A 16790-nucleotide genomic window follows, 5' to 3' on the forward strand; every position below is an offset into this window, starting at 1 on the left:
AAACAGACTTTCTTATATTTTTTTGAAATGTTTTTGCAGTATATGAAAGAAAAAAGTGTTCAACAATTGTACTTACTAACAAATCATCCACAATCTGTACCGATCTTTCAGTTTTTTGACTTTTTTACTATAGAAAAGGATGAGGTTCCAGAGGGAATTCAACAACTAGAACATTTTTGTAAAAATATAAAAGAGCAGAATGCAATAATACTAAATTGTCAGCTATTCACAAAGTTATCCACGGATTAATTAGGTTTATCCACATTTTGTGGATAAACCTTGTTTGTCTTTTGGATAAATCTCATAGTAAACTAAAAATATACAAGTATTTAAGGGTAGAAAAGGACGTGGAAAAAAATGCATACAAACATGTGGGTTGTGGATAATGTTGTGGAAAGAAAAAAATATTATCCACAGTTACAAGAAGCAGCAAAATTATTAAGAGAAAATGAGGCGGTGGCTTTCCCTACGGAAACAGTATATGGGTTAGGTGCAAATGCGATGGATGATGAAGCAATCGCGAAAATTTTCGAAGCGAAAGGAAGACCGAGTGATAATCCACTCATTGTCCATATAGGTACAAAATCTCAGTTAGATGGGATTGTGAAAGAAATTCCACCAGTTGCAGAGAAGTTAATGGCGCATTTTTGGCCAGGACCATTAACAATTATTTTGCCGAGAAAAGAAGGGATTTCACAGAAGGTGACGGCAGGACTTAATACGGTTGGAGTAAGAATGCCTGATCATCCAATTGCACTTGCTCTTATTGAAGAGGCGAATGTACCTGTTGCAGCACCAAGTGCGAATCGTTCAGGGCGTCCAAGTCCAACATTAGCTTCTCACGTATATGAAGATTTGAATGGGAAGATTGCAGGTATTGTTGATGGTGGTGCAACTGGAGTAGGCGTTGAATCAACTGTAATTGATTGTACAAGCGCGGTTCCAACAATATTACGTCCAGGTGGGATTACGAAAGAACAATTAGAAGCGGTGATAGGTACTGTTTCTTTAGATCCAGCTTTAAAGGATGAGAAGGAAAAACCGAAATCGCCTGGAATGAAATACACACATTATGCGCCGAAAGCACCACTTAGTATTGTTGAGGGTTCACGTGAGTTTATTCAGCATCTTGTGGATGAGAAAAAGGAAGAAGGATTTAAAGTAGGCGTATTAACGACAGAAGAGTATCAGCATGTATATAGTGCAGATGTTATATTATCTTGTGGTGTTAGAAGTGACTTAGCTAGTGTTGCGACTAAATTATATGATGTACTTAGAACATTTGATGCAAGTGAAGTGGATGTTATTTTTAGTGAGTCATTCCCTAATGAAGGAATAGGGAATGCAATTATGAATCGTTTAACAAAAGCGGCAGGACATCATATTATTATTGAATGATAAGGTAAGATTAGCAAACAGAATATTTCTCCTTGGATAAGCATATTGTGAAGTAGCACGTCCAAGGAGGGGCATGAATGACGTTTGAACAGCTAATACCTTTAATAATTATGGCATTCGCCTTAGGGATGGATGCGTTCTCGGTGAGTCTTGGTATGGGGATGATACCCCTAAAGTTAAGACAAATCCTGTATATTGGTATGACGATAGGGATATTTCATATTATTATGCCGTTTATAGGAATGGTACTAGGTCGTTTTTTATCAGAGAAGTATGGAGATATCGCACATTTTGCGGGTGCTATTTTATTAATCGGACTAGGGTTTTATATCGTATATTCGAGCATTTTACAAAATGAAGAGACTAGAACAGCCCCTATTGGAATTAGTTTATTCGTATTTGCATTTGGCGTCAGTATAGATAGTTTCTCAGTAGGACTTAGTCTTGGTATTTATGGAGCACAAACAATTATTACGATTTTACTTTTTGGATTTGTTAGCATGTTATTAGCGTGGATGGGTTTATTAATTGGGAGACATGCGAAAGATATGCTCGGTACATATGGTGAGATAGTAGGTGGTATCATTTTAGTTGGGTTTGGATTATATATCCTTTTTCCTATATAATTTTATGTAGGAGGGAATTATGAACAAGCTATTGGAATGGTATGTTAAATTTTTAACCTTCTATCCTCGATGGCTAAGAAGACTTATAATTTGGGGTATTATTTTGCAAATTTCGATGTTAGGTTGGATTAAGTTAATTCGTGAATGGTGAGATAGTTCCTTTCTGTGAATATTTTGTTTGTACTATATTTATTGCGCTAAAAATTACAGATATAGAAAGGATGAGATGAATGACGAGATTGAAGCAAGTTTTTGGTATTATTATTAGTTTTTTTGTTTTTTGGTTTAGTATGCTCGGTGTACAAATGTTTGCTGAGTTTTTAGATATTGAGTCATTGAAATTTGTTGCGGGAAAGACTGAGGCGGCGCGTGCCTTTTACTCTCCGTACCCGTTTTTAATTGTTTTTCTTATTACATTGCTTTCCCTATACTTCTTCGTAATTAAGCTAGGGAAGCCGAAAAAAGAGAAAATGCCTACTTTAGAGGAAAAGAAGGAAGAATTACAATGATAAAATCCCCTGCTAAAAAGCAGGGGATTTTATATTTGAGTGATGGGAGGAATCTAGCCGCCTTGCTTTTAAATATATCCAGTTCCAGCGGCTAGAATGGTCGGTGGCTTCGCGTCTTCCTGCGAGGCAAAAAGCGCCTCTACGTCAGAAGCTCCATCCCCCTCTCATTCTGAGCGAGCCGCTTCCGCTTTTAGATATTATCCAGTTCCAGTGGCCAGCTCTTTGCATCTAAGAACCTCCCGCACGAAAGGTAAAAAGCACCTTTTGTGCGAGAGAACCTTAGCTGGTCAGAGCTAAACGGGCCACTTCCACTTTTAAACTGGCCTAACCAATTCAAATTGTTCTCCTAATTTTGCATAGTTGTGTCCTGCTAGGCGGCTTATTGGTTTGAGTCCTTCGGCGTGAATGCGCCCTTTTTCATATAGATGTTCGGCAACGTGGAAACGAACGACGCGTCCAATTAGTAGATCACAAGCTGGTGAGTCTTCCGTTCCGCCAAGTGGAATTGCACGTTCTAATACGCATTCCATTCGAATATTTGCTTCTTTTACACCTGGAACAGAGATGACTTCACTTTCGATTGGTGTTAGTTTTGCTAGTTCAATTTCACTTTCATTTGGCGGGAGATTAGCTGCTGTTTCGTTAATTGCTGCTACATATGATTCGTCAGAAATATGTACGACAAATTCTCCTTTTTCAATTGCGTTTCGGGAAGTGTCCTTTCTTTCTCCGGCTTTTCGTTGTACAGATACTGAGATAAGTGGTGGATTAGCAGCGACAATATTGAAATAACTATATGGTGCTCCGTTTAGTACGCCTTCTTTTGTTACAGAAGTAACGAATGCGACAGGACGAGGGATGATACTTCCAGTAAGTAATTTGTAATTATCTTTTTCAGTTTGTTCATTTGGATTAATGGATAACATGCTTGTAATCCCCTTTCTAAATATGAATACTTATTGTTTGTTTACAAGATAACGATGAGAAAATCCTGCTGGAAATAATATTTTGTTTCATAAAAAGAACTTACTTCAATTGTAATGAAGTAAGTTCTTTTTTCAAGAATCTCAAATTTGAGATAAAAATTAAAGTAAAACGTATGCGCCAGGTCCGATTAAAGCTACACCAACAGCGACAGCGATTAACATTAAGTTATATTCATATCCGTTTTGTGTTACCCAGTAACCATTTTTTCCGTGAACAGTGAAGATAGCCATTAACATTGTTCCAACGATAAATAATGAACCAACTACAATGAAAATACCTGATGCAAATAAGAAACCACCTAGTAATTCAGTTGCGCCAGCCATAAATGCCATAAATACACCAGGACGTAAACCGATTGACTCCATCCAGCCACCTGTTCCTTTTAAACCGTAACCGCCGAACCACCCAAATAATTTTTGAGCGCCATGACCCATGAATGTAATTCCTATAATAAGACGAATAATAAGTAGACCGAAATCCATCATTTTTAAAAACCTCCTAAAAGTTATTAACTTACCTTACGTAAGTAATAATAAAATAGTTACTTACTTTAGTCAAGTGGATTTTGAAAAAAGTTTGAATTAAATTTTACAAATTAACAACAAAAAATAAAATGTAGTAAAGACCTCTAGACAAGTTGGGCAAAAAAAGAGAAAATATAAATAGAAGTTAACTTCTAATTGTTATTCAGACAATCAGAATTGACTGGAATTTTGTGAAGCGCTACAATAAGAGTCTATTAGTAATGACGTAATTTATTTCGAAAGCGTTTTTACAGTATAATATTCGAAGTATGAAGTCTTACATGTATCCCGAGCTTTACTAGGGATTGCCCTATAAACTTTTAGGTAAATTATAAGGAGGACTATCCTATGTTTAAAAAATTATTCGGTTTTGGTTCAAAAACAAATGAAGAAACAATCGTAGCTCCATTAACTGGAGCAGTGAAAAATATTGAAGAAGTACCAGATCCAGTATTTGCTGGTCGTATGATGGGTGACGGTGTTGCAATCGATCCTACTGAAGGTGTAGTTGTATCTCCAGTTGATGGTGAAATCGTACAATTATTCCACACAAAACATGCTATCGGAATTAAAGCGAAAAACGGTACAGAAATTTTAATCCACGTTGGATTAGAAACTGTAAAAATGGAAGGCGAAGGTTTCGAAGCTCACGTTTCTGAAGGCCAAGCTGTAAAAGCTGGAGATAAATTAATCTCATTCGACTTAGAATTAATCCGTGAAAAAGCGAAAAGCACAATTACTCCAATTGTTATTACAAACACAGATGCAGCTGAGTCTATTAAGACAACTGTAGGCGTAGCAGCTACAAAAGGTTCAACAGAAGTAATGAAAGTTACAATGAAATAATTGCAATATAAGAGGAATCCGTTTCGTATGAAATGGATTCCTTATTTTTGTTGCGTGTTCAGTATGTATGTTAAAATACTCTAGGCACTTGGAAATAGGGTTTCACATATATGTGGATAAGGCGCATTTTTCTTAGAAAAAATATAAGAGAAATGCGCCTTTTGTATATTCACATTTCTTTTGTTCTATTCTAATGTAAGTTATGATGAATGGTAAGAAATCGAATATAGGGGTGGGTTTGAATGAAACGAGTGTTATTTGTTTGTACTGGCAATACATGTCGTAGTCCAATGGCTGAGGCGTTGCTTCGTCATCACGGAGGAGATAAGTTTGAAGTGCAATCTGCTGGTGTTTTCGCCTATCCTGGGAGCGATGCATCGGTACATGCGAAGGAAGCTTTAGCTGAAAAAGGAATTTTAATTGATCATGCGGCGCAGCAAATAAATGAAACTTTGCTTGATTGGGCTGATATTGTCGTAACGATGACAGAAAACCATAAGCAAATTGTACTTGGGCATTATCCGAGCGTTGAAAAGAAATTAAATACGTTATATGGATTAACTGAAGGTATAGGCAAGGACATTTCAGATCCATTTGGAGGCTCGCTTTCTATTTATAAAGAAACGTTAGATGAGATGGAAAAACTTGTACAAACTTTACTGAAAAAACATTCAGTAGGTTGATGTTTCGTGTATAATACGATATTGGAGATCACTTCTTCCTATGTGAGGTAGCGAGTGTGAAATGAAGATAATTGATTGAAACTTTGGAGGGGTAAAAATGAAAGTAGTAATAGCATCTGATCACGGCGGTATGAATATCCGCAAAGAACTTGTAAGTTTATTAGAAGAGTTAAATATTGAATATGTTGATTTAGGTTGTGAATGTGAAGCTGGTTCTGTTGATTACCCTGACTTTGCGTTTCCAGCAGCTGAAATGGTAGCGAATGGTGAAGTAGATCGTGGTATTTTAGTTTGTGGGACAGGCATTGGTATGTCAATCGCAGCAAACAAAGTAAATGGTATCCGTTGTGCGTTAGTTCATGATACTTTCAGCGCGAAAGCAACGAGAGAGCATAATGACACTAATATGCTAGCGATGGGTGAGCGTGTAATTGGTGCTGGTCTAGCGCGTGATATCGCGAAAATCTGGTTAACAACTGACTATGAAGGTGGTCGTCACGAAAACCGCGTAGGAAAAATTAAAACATACGAAACAAAGTAATACATTCTAACTATCAGTAGTGTGAAATATAATTTGGTGAACCAACCTGTGAAAGGAAGAGGCGTAATGACAGAAATCGTAAAGGTAAGAGAACAGCTACAAATGTCGCTTTCTGATTTCCAAGAACAAGCTTCATTACAAAGCGGTCAAATTTTTGTAGTGGGTTGTAGCACGAGCGAAGTGCTAGGCGAAAGAATTGGAACATCAGGAACGATGGAAGTAGCAGAGGCGATTTTCTCTGAGTTAAAACAATTTCAAGAGCAAACAGGTATTGAATTAGCGTTTCAATGTTGTGAGCATTTAAACCGTGCTTTAGTAGTTGAGAGAGAAGTAGCGATAAAATATCAATTTGAAATTGTAACAGTTACGCCTGTTAGATCAGCAGGTGGTGCATTGGGGACATACGCGTATCACAATTTGAAAGATCCGGTAGTAGTTGAGTTTATTAAAGCTGATGCAGGAATGGATATTGGTGATACATTTATCGGTATGCATTTAAAGCATGTAGCTGTTCCGGTTCGTACAAGTGTGAAGGCAATTGGAAGTGCGCATGTAACGATGGCCAAAACACGTGGAAAACTAATTGGTGGAGCGCGTGCTGTCTATGCGGCAGTGGAAGAGACTACCACTTGCCGTTAAATATGAGAAATTAGGAAGTCATATAGTAACTGTTTATCATAAGATAAAAGGTATGTTGTCTGACTTTATAATAGAAGAAAGAAAAGACCGATTTTCGGTCTTTTTTTCTTTTATGATATAGAAAGTCATGTTAGAATGTAGTTGAAAACATGAAGGTTCGAAAGAATTACAACCTGAATTTTCGTTTTTTCTGAATAAATAAGAAAAAACTGTTGGGAATCGATGTAATTCGTTCAGAAAAGGGGGATTTTGGTGGATCATTTAAAACGTCAAGATGAAAAGGTATTTGCTGCAATTGAGGCAGAACTAGGAAGACAGCGTTCAAAGATTGAGTTAATTGCTTCGGAAAACTTCGTAAGTGAAGCAGTAATGGAGGCACAAGGTTCTGTTTTAACGAATAAGTATGCTGAAGGATATCCTGGAAAACGTTACTATGGTGGCTGTGAACACGTAGACGTAGTAGAAGATATCGCACGTGATCGCGTGAAAGAAATTTTCGGCGCAGAGCACGTAAATGTTCAACCACACTCTGGTGCACAAGCGAACATGGCAGTATACTTTACGATTTTAGAGCAAGGCGATACAGTACTTGGTATGAACTTATCTCATGGTGGTCACTTAACACACGGAAGCCCTGTTAACTTCAGTGGAGTACAATATAATTTCGTAGAATATGGCGTGGATGCTGACTCTCACCGTATTAATTACGATGATGTATTAGCAAAAGCGAAAGAACATAAACCAAAATTAATCGTTGCAGGTGCAAGTGCATACCCTCGTGTTATCGATTTCAAGCGATTCCGTGAGATTGCAGATGAAGTGGGCGCTTATTTAATGGTTGATATGGCACATATCGCTGGTTTAGTAGCTGCTGGTTTACACCCAAATCCAGTACCACATGCACATTTCGTTACAACGACAACACATAAAACGTTACGTGGTCCGCGTGGTGGTATGATTTTATGTGAAGAGCAATTTGCAAAACAAATTGATAAATCAATCTTCCCTGGTATTCAAGGTGGTCCACTTATGCACGTAATCGCTGCAAAAGCTGTTGCATTTGGTGAAGCACTTCAAGATGATTTCAAAACATATGCACAAAATATCGTTAACAATGCGAACCGCTTAGCTGAAGGTCTTCAAAAAGAAGGACTTACACTTGTTTCTGGCGGAACAGACAATCACTTAATCTTGATTGATGTTCGTAACTTAGAAATCACAGGTAAAGTAGCAGAGCACGTATTAGATGAAGTTGGTATTACAGTGAACAAAAATACAATTCCATTTGAAACAGCAAGCCCATTTGTAACAAGTGGTGTACGTATCGGTACAGCAGCTGTAACATCTCGTGGTTTCGGTTTAGAAGAAATGGATGAAATTGCGTCACTTATTGCTTATACATTAAAAAATCATGAAAATGAAGTTGCATTAGAAGAAGTACGTAAGCGTGTAGAAGCGTTAACTAGCAAATTCACAATGTATCCAAATCTATAATAGATTGAAGAAGACTGCCAGACTTAATTGTTTTGGCGGTCTTTTTTTGTGGACATATATTATTTTTAAAGTATGTATACAAATGATGAATAAATTTTGGCGATATAATGAAGGATACAGCTCCCATAATTGGTAAAGATACTAGATAGATTCATCGTAAAATCATGATTTTGCCAAATTTGCCCTTGAATATTAGTAGCGTTTTCTTTACAATCGTAAATAGTGTAAAAAAGCGTGCAAACGCATGAATATCATCTAAAGGAGAGATTCACATGGGAAAACTGTATGTATTTGATCACCCGTTAATTCAACATAAGATTACATATATTCGCGATAAGAATACAGGTACGAAAGATTTTCGTGAATTAGTGGACGAAGTAGCAAGCTTAATGGCTTTCGAAATTACTCGCGACCTTCCACTTAAGGACATTGAAATTGAAACACCTGTAAGCAAAGCGACAACAAAAGTGATCGCTGGTAAAAAACTTGGTTTAATTCCGATTTTACGTGCAGGTTTAGGAATGGTTGATGGAATTCTGAAATTAATTCCAGCAGCAAAAGTAGGACACGTTGGTTTATACCGTGACCCTAAAACATTGCAACCGGTAGAATACTATGTGAAACTTCCAACGGATGTAGAAGAGCGTGACTTTATCGTACTAGATCCGATGCTAGCAACAGGTGGTTCTGCGGCTGAAGCAATTAACTCTCTGAAAAAGCGCGGTGCGAAACAAATTAAATTAATGTGTATCGTTGCAGCTCCAGAAGGGGTAAAAGTAGTACAAGAAGAACATCCTGATGTTGATATTTATGTAGCAGCATTAGATGAGAAATTAAATGACCACGGATATGTAGTACCAGGTCTTGGTGATGCTGGTGACCGTTTATTCGGAACGAAGTAAGACAACTGACGAGCAGGGGAGATTCCCCAGCTCGTCTTTTTTGTTGTAAGCAAGTAGGGGAGGGGGAGAGGATAAATATACATCGTATATACAACATAAGTTGCATACACCTCACATATAATATAGAAGTCTTACGTCTGAGGAACACTATATTATGGAAGAAAAGCGTTATATCTCGAAAATATAATAGTGACAAACTTGTGAACATTTCCTTCTATTATAAAGAGAAAACTGTTAGAAATTGCATATATGTAACCAGTATTTAGAAGGGGAACGTTTTCATTTTTGGGAGGAAATGCCTAATACTCAAATTTTTAGATTTTTTACGATTTCTCGTTGACACTGTTAATACCCTATTGTATGCTAACAACGGGGATAGATGGTAGGGCTTTCAGTGACAAAATTACATCTATTCCGTGACGAAAATGTAAACTTTTTGTTTTGTATAGGATTTATGCAAAAAAATGAGTTATTATTAACACATCGTGAATGAGGGTTACATATTGGAGGGATGAATCCTTGCAAAAAAACGATCGCAGCCATATAAAAGCTTATGCTTTAATGTCAGGTATTCTTGCTCAATTAGTCGGTTCTATTCTTGTTGGAATCTTTGGTGGGCAGTGGATTGATAATAAGGTTGGAACGTTTCCGTTGTTTCTTATTATAGGGTTATTACTCGGACTAGGAACAGGGGTATACGCAATGATTCGACTCATTCGACATTACTATTCGGGAGAGCAATGATGATAGACGTACATGGACTTGTCCAAAGACAAAAGAAATATATGTACTACTTGCTTGCGCTTCTAGTGCTAGGATGGGGATTTACCTCTTACAAGGATGTATTTCTTGGACTGATTATCGGGACGATTTTCAGTTTTCTTAGTTTGCGCATCATTGCACGTAGAACAGACAAGCTGCTAGATCGCGTAACAAATGGAGAAAACGTGAAGTTCAAGGCAACAGCGGTAAGTACATATTCAAGATTCGCCACGATTGGGTTATTAATTTTATTTGCAGCCAAATATCAAGAGTTAATCGCGATGTGGGGCCTAGGTGTAGGATTGCTGACAGGATACCTTGTCATGATCATAGATTTTCTTTATTTAGAGTATAAGAGCAGGGAAGAGAGGTGAATTACTAGTGGAACACGGTAAATTAGTTGAATTTCTAGGTTTAACGTTCGATTTGTCATCAGTTATGATGGTTACTGTAGCAGCAGTTATTGTTTTCTTAATCGCTGTTATCGGAACTCGCAGCTTAGCTCTTCGCCCAACCGGGATGCAAAACTTCATGGAATGGGTGTTTGACTTCGTGAAAGGGATTATCAATAGTACGATGGACTGGAAAACAGGTGGACGTTTCTTAACGCTTGGCGTTACGCTTATCATGTTTATCATCGTATCGAACTTCCTTGGTTTACCATTCATGTATTCAGCAACTGAAGCTGGCGAACATATTGCATGGTGGAGATCACCAACGTCTGATCCAGCAGTTACATTAACATTAGCCGTGATGGTAGTTACCCTCACCCATTATTATGGAATTAAGATGAAGGGTACGAAAGAGTACGTAAAAGGTTATTTCCAACCTATGAAATTCTTATTCCCATTAAAGGTTATTGAGGAGTTTGCTAACACATTAACGTTAGGTCTTCGTTTATTTGGTAACATTTATGCAGGTGAGATCTTATTAGGATTACTTGCTAAGTTGGGCGGAGCATCATTCCTTGGCGCATTAGGTGCACTTGTACCTATGTTAGCGTGGATGGGATTCAGTGTATTCGTTGGTTCAATCCAAGCATTTATTTTCGTTATGTTAACGATGGTTTATATGGCTCATAAAGTAAGCCATGACCATTAATATAATTTAAGTAAGAAAAAATTTATTTTTTTATAATACAAAGGAGGACAAATTAAATGAGTTTAGGTGTAATCGCAGCTGCAATTGCAATTGGTTTATCAGCATTAGGTGCAGGTATTGGTAACGGTCTTATCGTATCACGTACAATCGAAGGTGTTGCTCGTCAACCAGAACTAAAAGGCGCACTTCAAACAATTATGTTCATCGGGGTTGCTTTAGTTGAGGCACTTCCAATCATCGGTGTAGTTATTGCTTTCATCGTAATGAACAAATAAGGGAGACTCCCCTTACATAGATGGCGAAGAGTGTTTTTCCGAACTTTCTTCGCCATTGCTTTATGAATGAAACGTATGTCTTTTTTTTTCATATGATCAATTTAGATATTTTGAAGGGAGTGAATCCTTGTGCCAACTTTATTATTAGGTGCTGCCATTCCATTTGGAACGATTGCTTATACATTGTTCATTTTCTTACTTCTATTAGTAATGCTACGCAAATTTGCGTGGGGTCCTTTAATGGGAATTATGAAAGAACGTGAAGAGCATGTTACTAATGAAATCGACGCTGCAGAAAGAAGTAATGCTGAGGCGAAGAAGTTAGTAGAAGAACAACGTGAAATGTTAAAACAATCACGTGTTGAAGCACAAGAGTTAATCGAAAGAGCGAAAAAGCAAGCTGTAGATCAAAAAGATGTTATTGTTGCTGCTGCGAAAGAAGAAGCAGAATCAATTAAAGCATCTGCTGTACAAGAAATTCAACGCGAAAAAGAGCAAGCAATTGCTGCTTTACAAGAACAAGTTGCTTCTTTATCTGTTCAAATTGCTTCTAAAGTAATTGAAAAAGAATTAAAAGAAGAAGATCAAGTGAAGTTAATTCGCGATTATATTAAAGAAGTAGGAGAAGCGCGATGAGCAATGGGATTGTAGCAAAACGTTATGCTGTCGCTCTTTTTAAAATTGCTAAAGAAAAACACGTATTAGAAATGTTTGAAGAGGAATTACGCCTTGTACAAAACGTTTATGTAAAGAACGGAGAACTACATAGCTTTTTAACGCAACCGAACATTTCAAAGGAACAAAAGAAAACGTTTCTTGCAAACGTATTCGGATCTGTTTCTGAATCTATTTTAAATACGTTATATATTTTAATTGATAACAAACGCATTGATATCTTACCTGAAATTGCAGATGAATATGTTGTTCTTGCTAATGAAGAACGTAACGTAGCGGACGCAACTGTATATTCTACTCGTCTTCTATCAGAAGAAGAGAAGCTTAACATTGCAGAAGCATTTGCGAAGAGAACAGGAAAAGATGCAATTCGCGTGAAAAATGTTGTAGATGAAGATTTACTAGGCGGAATTAAAGTACGTATTGGAAATCGCATTTATGACGGAAGTTTACAAGGAAAATTAGCACGTATTCAGCGTGAATTAATGAAGAATAGATAGGGGTGAAGCACATGAGCATCAGAGCTGAAGAAATTAGCGCACTGATAAAGCAACAAATCGAGAACTATCAGTCTGAAATCGAAGTTAGTGATGTTGGTACAGTTATCCAAGTTGGTGACGGTATCGCGCGTGCTCATGGTCTTGATAACGTTATGGCTGGTGAACTTGTAGAGTTCTCTAACGGCGTTATGGGACTAGCACAAAACTTAGAGGAAAATAACGTAGGTATTATCATTTTAGGACCTTACACAGAAATTCGTGAAGGTGACGAAGTTCGTCGTACTGGTCGCATCATGCAAGTACCGGTAGGAAAAGAACTAATTGGTCGTGTTGTAAACCCATTAGGTCAACCAGTTGATGGTTTAGGCCCAATCAATACAACAAACACTCGTCCAATTGAAAGTCCAGCACCAGGTGTAATGGATCGTAAATCTGTTCATGAGCCACTTCAAACAGGTATTAAAGCGATCGATGCTCTTGTACCAATTGGCCGTGGTCAACGTGAGTTAATCATTGGTGACCGTCAAACTGGTAAAACAGCAGTTGCACTTGATACAATCATTAACCAAAAAGATGAAGATATGATTTGTATCTACGTAGCAATTGGACAAAAAGAATCAACTGTACGTAACGTAGTAGAAACACTACGTAAGCACGGTGCATTAGAGTACACAATCGTTGTAACTGCATCTGCTTCTCAACCAGCTCCATTATTATACCTAGCTCCTTACGCTGGTGTAACAATGGGTGAAGAGTTCATGTACAATGGTAAACACGTATTAGTAGTATATGATGACTTATCAAAACAAGCAGCGGCTTACCGTGAGCTGTCATTACTATTACGTCGTCCTCCAGGTCGTGAAGCTTACCCAGGGGATGTATTCTACTTACATTCTCGCTTATTAGAGCGTGCAGCAAAATTAAGTGATGCAAAAGGCGGCGGTTCTTTAACTGCACTACCTTTCATCGAAACACAAGCAGGGGACGTATCAGCATACATCCCAACAAACGTAATTTCTATTACGGATGGACAAATCTTCTTACAATCTGACCTATTCTTCTCTGGCGTACGTCCAGCGATCGATGCGGGTACTTCTGTATCTCGTGTAGGTGGATCTGCTCAGATTAAAGCAATGAGTAAAGTATCAGGTACACTTCGTCTTGACCTTGCATCTTACCGTGAGTTAGAAGCGTTCGCTCAGTTCGGTTCTGACCTTGATAAAGCAACTCAAGCGAAATTAAACCGTGGTGCTCGTACTGTTGAGGTATTAAAACAAGGATTACACAAACCATTACGTGTAGAGAAACAAGTTATCATTCTTTACGCTTTAACACGTGGATTCCTAGATGATATCCCAGTAGTAGATATCACTCGTTTTGAAGAAGAATTCCATGCTTGGTTAGATTCTAATGCGACTGACTTATTAGAAGAAATCCGCACAACTAAGAAACTTGCGGATGACGACAAATTTGCAGCAGCAATCAATGGATTTAAAAAAGTATTTGTAGCTTCTGAATAATAATAAAAAGTGAAGCCGACTGTTCAGCCCCATCGGCTAAGGTTCTTTCTCACAGAAGGTGCTTTTTACCTTCTTGTGGGGAAGGTTCTTAGACGAAAGGGGCTAGGAGGCGGAACTAGATTAATAAAAGCGGAAGCGGCTCGTTGTGAATGTGAGGGGGATGGAGCTTCTGACGAAGAGGCGGTGTTTGCCTCGTAGGAAGAAGTGAAGCCACCGAGCATTCAAGCCGCTGGAGCTAGATAGTATATATAAAAGGCATCTCGGGCTCTGAGATTGCTAAAGGTCATGTAAAGGAAAAGAGTAGGTGCACCTATTCTTTTCCTTCAATCATGAGCAAGAATATCTTGCAACGTAGATTAGGAAGAGGATTCTTACTAATCGTGCCAACTTCCGGAAAAAAGGTGGTGAAAACCTGTGGCATCTTTACGCGATATAAAAGCGAAGATTAACTCGACAAAGAAAACGAGTCAAATTACGAAAGCGATGGAGATGGTATCTGCATCTAAGTTAAACCGTGCAGAGCAAAATGCTAAATCTTTCGTTCCGTATATGGAAAAGATTCAAGAAGTAGTAGCGAGCATTGCGCAAGGAAGCAAAGGGATTAATCATCCAATGCTAAATGCGCGTCCTGTAAAGCGTACAGGATACATCGTTATTACGTCTGATCGCGGACTAGCAGGTGGTTATAACAGTAACGTATTACGTACAGTAAGTAACGTAATTCGTGAACGTCATAATATGGATTCAAACCAATATTCTATTATTGTGCTTGGACGACTAGGACGTGATTATTTAAAACGTCGCGGCTTTAACATTATTGATGAAGTAGTTGGATTATCTGACCACCCATCATTTACTGATATTAAAGACCTTGCTTCTCGAGCAATTGCGATGTTTGCAGATGGTGCTTATGATGAGCTGTACATCTACTACAACCATTACGTAAGTAAAATTTCACAAGAGGTAACGGAAAATAAAATTTTACCGCTTACTGATGTGGCGTCTGACAAACCGACGACAGCTTATGAATTCGAACCTTCTGAAGAAGAAATTTTAAAAGTACTATTGCCACAATACGCAGAAAGCTTAGTGTACGGTGCATTACTAGACGGTAAAGCAAGTGAACACGCAGCGCGTATGACAGCAATGAAGAGTGCTACAGACAACGCAATGGAAGTTATCGATTCACTTACACTTTCATTCAACCGTGCGCGTCAGGCAGCGATTACGCAAGAAATTACGGAAATCGTTGGTGGAGCAGCAGCGTTAGAATAGTATTAAAAGGCGGAAGCGGCTCTGTCAAAAGAGTCGCGTAAGCTATAAACCAATAAAAAATTAAAAGCTAGCTGCTCGTAGAAAGTTGGCTAATTAAAAGAAAGCTAGGAGGGAACCCGATGAATAAAGGGCGCGTTACGCAAATCATGGGTCCGGTTGTAGACGTTAAGTTTGATGGCGGAAAGCTACCAGAAATCTACAACGCCCTTACGGTAAAACAAAGCAACGAAAACGGAAGTATTAACTTAACATTTGAAGTTGCACTTCATTTAGGTGATGATACAGTTCGTACAGTTGCAATGTCTTCCACAGATGGACTTGTTCGTGGCACAGAAGTAGAAGATACTGGTAAACCAATCTCTGTACCAGTTGGTGATGTAACACTTGGTCGCGTATTTAACGTATTAGGTGATGCAATTGACTTAGATGGTGAGGTTCCTGCAGATGTACATCGTGATCCAATTCACCGTCAAGCACCTGCATTCGAAGAATTATCTACTAAAGTAGAAATTCTTGAAACTGGTATTAAAGTAGTAGACTTACTTGCTCCTTACATTAAGGGTGGTAAGATCGGCCTATTCGGTGGTGCCGGCGTAGGTAAAACAGTATTAATTCAGGAATTAATTAACAACATCGCACAAGAGCACGGTGGTATCTCTGTATTCGCTGGTGTAGGTGAGCGTACTCGTGAGGGTAATGACTTATACCACGAAATGAGCGATTCTGGCGTAATCAAGAAAACTGCGATGGTATTTGGACAAATGAACGAGCCACCTGGAGCACGTCAACGTGTTGCATTAACAGGTTTAACAATGGCTGAGCATTTCCGTGATGAGCAAGGACAAGACGTACTTCTGTTCATCGATAACATCTTCCGTTTCACGCAAGCGGGTTCTGAAGTATCTGCCCTTCTTGGTCGTATGCCATCTGCGGTAGGTTACCAACCAACACTTGCAACAGAAATGGGTCAATTACAAGAGCGTATTACATCTACAAATAAAGGGTCTATCACGTCTATCCAAGCGGTATATGTACCAGCCGATGACTATACTGACCCAGCACCAGCTACAACGTTCGCTCACTTAGATGCAACAACAAACTTAGAGCGTCGTTTAACGCAAATGGGTATTTACCCAGCCGTAGATCCATTAGCATCTACATCTCGTGCACTTTCTCCAGAAATCGTAGGAGAAGAACATTATGAAGTAGCTCGTCAAGTACAGCAAACTTTACAACGTTATAAAGAACTTCAAGATATCATCGCTATCTTAGGTATGGATGAGTTATCTGAAGAAGATAAGTTAGTTGTACATCGTGCTCGTCGTATTCAATTCTTCTTATCTCAAAACTTCCACGTAGCTGAGCAGTTTACAGGTCAAAAAGGTTCTTACGTACCTGTAAAGAATACAGTTAGTGGTTTCAAAGAAATTCTAGAAGGAAAATATGATGACCTTCCAGAAGATGCATTCCGCTTAGTAGGTGGCATTGAAGAAGTTATTGAAAACGCGAAGAAAATGATGGCGTAAGGCCTTA

At 38.4% G+C, this 16790-nt stretch carries 22 protein-coding genes and 1 pseudogene; 21 read left to right on the forward strand and 2 right to left on the reverse strand.

Annotated features, from left to right (window positions below; translation table 11 throughout):
- The 5 genes and pseudogenes from HMPREF1014_RS21525 to HMPREF1014_RS21540 all read left to right on the forward strand — a co-directional run.
- Nucleotides 1-249: pseudogene (locus HMPREF1014_RS21525) on the forward strand (GNAT family N-acetyltransferase); the annotation flags it as partial.
- A gap of 108 nt (nt 250-357) precedes the next feature.
- Nucleotides 358-1398: an L-threonylcarbamoyladenylate synthase gene (locus tag HMPREF1014_RS21530; protein WP_000557359.1), complete on the forward strand. Its 1041-nt coding sequence runs from the start codon at nt 358-360 to the stop codon at nt 1396-1398.
- 77 nt (nt 1399-1475) lie between these two features.
- The gene (locus HMPREF1014_RS21535; protein WP_000142463.1) at nt 1476-2024 is read left to right on the forward strand and encodes a manganese efflux pump MntP; all 549 of its coding nucleotides are present in this window, start codon (nt 1476-1478) and stop codon (nt 2022-2024) included.
- Nucleotides 2025-2043: 19 nt separating this feature from the next.
- A complete protein-coding gene (locus tag HMPREF1014_RS32255) occupies nt 2044-2175 on the forward strand; it encodes a hypothetical protein (protein ID WP_001037636.1) in 132 nt (43 codons plus the stop codon).
- A 79-nt stretch (nt 2176-2254) separates the two neighbouring features.
- The gene (locus tag HMPREF1014_RS21540; protein WP_000197472.1) at nt 2255-2533 is read left to right on the forward strand and encodes a DUF3935 domain-containing protein; all 279 of its coding nucleotides are present in this window, start codon (nt 2255-2257) and stop codon (nt 2531-2533) included.
- Between the two features lie 314 nt (nt 2534-2847).
- On the opposite strand, the gene HMPREF1014_RS21550 is transcribed toward HMPREF1014_RS21540, so the two are convergent.
- Nucleotides 2848-3459: a flavin reductase family protein gene (locus HMPREF1014_RS21550; RefSeq protein ID WP_000949055.1), complete on the reverse strand. Its 612-nt coding sequence runs from the start codon at nt 3457-3459 to the stop codon at nt 2848-2850.
- Between the two features lie 159 nt (nt 3460-3618).
- Nucleotides 3619-4005: a DoxX family protein gene (locus tag HMPREF1014_RS21555; protein WP_000968616.1), complete on the reverse strand. Its 387-nt coding sequence runs from the start codon at nt 4003-4005 to the stop codon at nt 3619-3621.
- Nucleotides 4006-4392: 387 nt separating this feature from the next.
- Between HMPREF1014_RS21555 and HMPREF1014_RS21560 the strand changes: the two genes are divergently transcribed.
- The 16 genes from HMPREF1014_RS21560 to atpD all read left to right on the forward strand — a co-directional run bounded on the left by HMPREF1014_RS21560 (nt 4393) and on the right by atpD (nt 16783).
- On the forward strand, nt 4393-4890 hold the full coding sequence (locus HMPREF1014_RS21560) for a PTS sugar transporter subunit IIA (RefSeq protein ID WP_000473645.1): 498 nt from the start codon (nt 4393-4395) through the stop codon (nt 4888-4890).
- Between the two features lie 242 nt (nt 4891-5132).
- Nucleotides 5133-5573, forward strand: a complete 441-nt coding sequence (locus tag HMPREF1014_RS21565; RefSeq protein WP_000832368.1) for a low molecular weight protein arginine phosphatase — start codon at nt 5133-5135, stop codon at nt 5571-5573.
- Nucleotides 5574-5670: 97 nt separating this feature from the next.
- Entirely contained in the window at nt 5671-6114 is a 444-nt protein-coding gene (rpiB, locus tag HMPREF1014_RS21570) for a ribose 5-phosphate isomerase B (RefSeq protein ID WP_000869547.1), read from the forward strand.
- Nucleotides 6115-6180: 66 nt separating this feature from the next.
- On the forward strand, nt 6181-6753 hold the full coding sequence (locus tag HMPREF1014_RS21575; RefSeq protein WP_000136376.1) for a TIGR01440 family protein: 573 nt from the start codon (nt 6181-6183) through the stop codon (nt 6751-6753).
- 252 nt (nt 6754-7005) lie between these two features.
- Complete coding sequence (glyA, locus tag HMPREF1014_RS21580; protein WP_000349811.1) at nt 7006-8247, forward strand: serine hydroxymethyltransferase; 1242 nt, start codon at nt 7006-7008, stop codon at nt 8245-8247.
- A 272-nt stretch (nt 8248-8519) separates the two neighbouring features.
- Complete coding sequence (gene upp, locus HMPREF1014_RS21585; protein ID WP_000517539.1) at nt 8520-9149, forward strand: uracil phosphoribosyltransferase; 630 nt, start codon at nt 8520-8522, stop codon at nt 9147-9149.
- A 379-nt stretch (nt 9150-9528) separates the two neighbouring features.
- Nucleotides 9529-9642: a DUF4024 domain-containing protein gene (locus HMPREF1014_RS21590; RefSeq protein WP_000232962.1), complete on the forward strand. Its 114-nt coding sequence runs from the start codon at nt 9529-9531 to the stop codon at nt 9640-9642.
- A 26-nt stretch (nt 9643-9668) separates the two neighbouring features.
- Entirely contained in the window at nt 9669-9893 is a 225-nt protein-coding gene (locus tag HMPREF1014_RS21595) for an AtpZ/AtpI family protein (protein WP_001171223.1), read from the forward strand.
- Nucleotides 9893-10285: an ATP synthase subunit I gene (locus HMPREF1014_RS21600; RefSeq protein WP_000567600.1), complete on the forward strand. Its 393-nt coding sequence runs from the start codon at nt 9893-9895 to the stop codon at nt 10283-10285. The genes HMPREF1014_RS21595 and HMPREF1014_RS21600 overlap by 1 nt, the downstream gene beginning before the upstream one ends.
- Before the next feature lie 7 nt (nt 10286-10292).
- The gene (gene atpB, locus HMPREF1014_RS21605) at nt 10293-11012 is read left to right on the forward strand and encodes a F0F1 ATP synthase subunit A (RefSeq protein WP_000399870.1); all 720 of its coding nucleotides are present in this window, start codon (nt 10293-10295) and stop codon (nt 11010-11012) included.
- A 56-nt stretch (nt 11013-11068) separates the two neighbouring features.
- Entirely contained in the window at nt 11069-11287 is a 219-nt protein-coding gene (gene atpE / locus HMPREF1014_RS21610; RefSeq protein WP_000052064.1) for a F0F1 ATP synthase subunit C, read from the forward strand.
- A 129-nt stretch (nt 11288-11416) separates the two neighbouring features.
- A complete protein-coding gene (gene atpF, locus HMPREF1014_RS21615; protein ID WP_001142618.1) occupies nt 11417-11923 on the forward strand; it encodes a F0F1 ATP synthase subunit B in 507 nt (168 codons plus the stop codon).
- A complete protein-coding gene (gene atpH, locus HMPREF1014_RS21620) occupies nt 11920-12462 on the forward strand; it encodes a F0F1 ATP synthase subunit delta (RefSeq protein WP_000064683.1) in 543 nt (180 codons plus the stop codon). The genes atpF and atpH overlap by 4 nt, the downstream gene beginning before the upstream one ends.
- 11 nt (nt 12463-12473) lie before the next feature.
- The gene (gene atpA, locus HMPREF1014_RS21625) at nt 12474-13982 is read left to right on the forward strand and encodes a F0F1 ATP synthase subunit alpha (protein WP_000027518.1); all 1509 of its coding nucleotides are present in this window, start codon (nt 12474-12476) and stop codon (nt 13980-13982) included.
- Nucleotides 13983-14396: 414 nt separating this feature from the next.
- The gene (gene atpG, locus HMPREF1014_RS21630) at nt 14397-15257 is read left to right on the forward strand and encodes a F0F1 ATP synthase subunit gamma (protein WP_000157696.1); all 861 of its coding nucleotides are present in this window, start codon (nt 14397-14399) and stop codon (nt 15255-15257) included.
- Between the two features lie 119 nt (nt 15258-15376).
- On the forward strand, nt 15377-16783 hold the full coding sequence (gene atpD, locus HMPREF1014_RS21635; RefSeq protein WP_001032593.1) for a F0F1 ATP synthase subunit beta: 1407 nt from the start codon (nt 15377-15379) through the stop codon (nt 16781-16783).
- The last annotated feature ends 7 nt before the right edge of the window (nt 16784-16790 follow it).

The organism is Bacillus sp. 7_6_55CFAA_CT2, from assembly GCF_000238655.1.
GTDB lineage: Bacteria > Bacillota > Bacilli > Bacillales > Bacillaceae_G > Bacillus_A > Bacillus_A cereus.

Bases quoted from the DNA above. Each gene is read 5' to 3' on its own strand.
- HMPREF1014_RS21530 (WP_000557359.1), top strand. From the start codon at position 358: ATGCATACAAACATGTGGGTTGTGGATAATGTTGTGGAAAGAAAAAAA.
- HMPREF1014_RS21535 (WP_000142463.1), top strand. From the start codon at position 1,476: ATGACGTTTGAACAGCTAATACCTTTAATAATTATGGCATTCGCCTTA.
- HMPREF1014_RS32255 (WP_001037636.1), top strand. From the start codon at position 2,044: ATGAACAAGCTATTGGAATGGTATGTTAAATTTTTAACCTTCTATCCT.
- HMPREF1014_RS21540 (WP_000197472.1), top strand. From the start codon at position 2,255: ATGACGAGATTGAAGCAAGTTTTTGGTATTATTATTAGTTTTTTTGTT.
- HMPREF1014_RS21550 (WP_000949055.1), bottom strand. From the start codon at position 3,459: ATGTTATCCATTAATCCAAATGAACAAACTGAAAAAGATAATTACAAA.
- HMPREF1014_RS21555 (WP_000968616.1), bottom strand. From the start codon at position 4,005: ATGATGGATTTCGGTCTACTTATTATTCGTCTTATTATAGGAATTACA.
- HMPREF1014_RS21560 (WP_000473645.1), top strand. From the start codon at position 4,393: ATGTTTAAAAAATTATTCGGTTTTGGTTCAAAAACAAATGAAGAAACA.
- HMPREF1014_RS21565 (WP_000832368.1), top strand. From the start codon at position 5,133: ATGAAACGAGTGTTATTTGTTTGTACTGGCAATACATGTCGTAGTCCA.
- rpiB (WP_000869547.1), top strand. From the start codon at position 5,671: ATGAAAGTAGTAATAGCATCTGATCACGGCGGTATGAATATCCGCAAA.
- HMPREF1014_RS21575 (WP_000136376.1), top strand. From the start codon at position 6,181: ATGACAGAAATCGTAAAGGTAAGAGAACAGCTACAAATGTCGCTTTCT.
- upp (WP_000517539.1), top strand. From the start codon at position 8,520: ATGGGAAAACTGTATGTATTTGATCACCCGTTAATTCAACATAAGATT.
- HMPREF1014_RS21590 (WP_000232962.1), top strand. From the start codon at position 9,529: ATGGTAGGGCTTTCAGTGACAAAATTACATCTATTCCGTGACGAAAAT.
- HMPREF1014_RS21600 (WP_000567600.1), top strand. From the start codon at position 9,893: ATGATAGACGTACATGGACTTGTCCAAAGACAAAAGAAATATATGTAC.
- atpE (WP_000052064.1), top strand. From the start codon at position 11,069: ATGAGTTTAGGTGTAATCGCAGCTGCAATTGCAATTGGTTTATCAGCA.
- atpH (WP_000064683.1), top strand. From the start codon at position 11,920: ATGAGCAATGGGATTGTAGCAAAACGTTATGCTGTCGCTCTTTTTAAA.
- atpA (WP_000027518.1), top strand. From the start codon at position 12,474: ATGAGCATCAGAGCTGAAGAAATTAGCGCACTGATAAAGCAACAAATC.
- atpD (WP_001032593.1), top strand. From the start codon at position 15,377: ATGAATAAAGGGCGCGTTACGCAAATCATGGGTCCGGTTGTAGACGTT.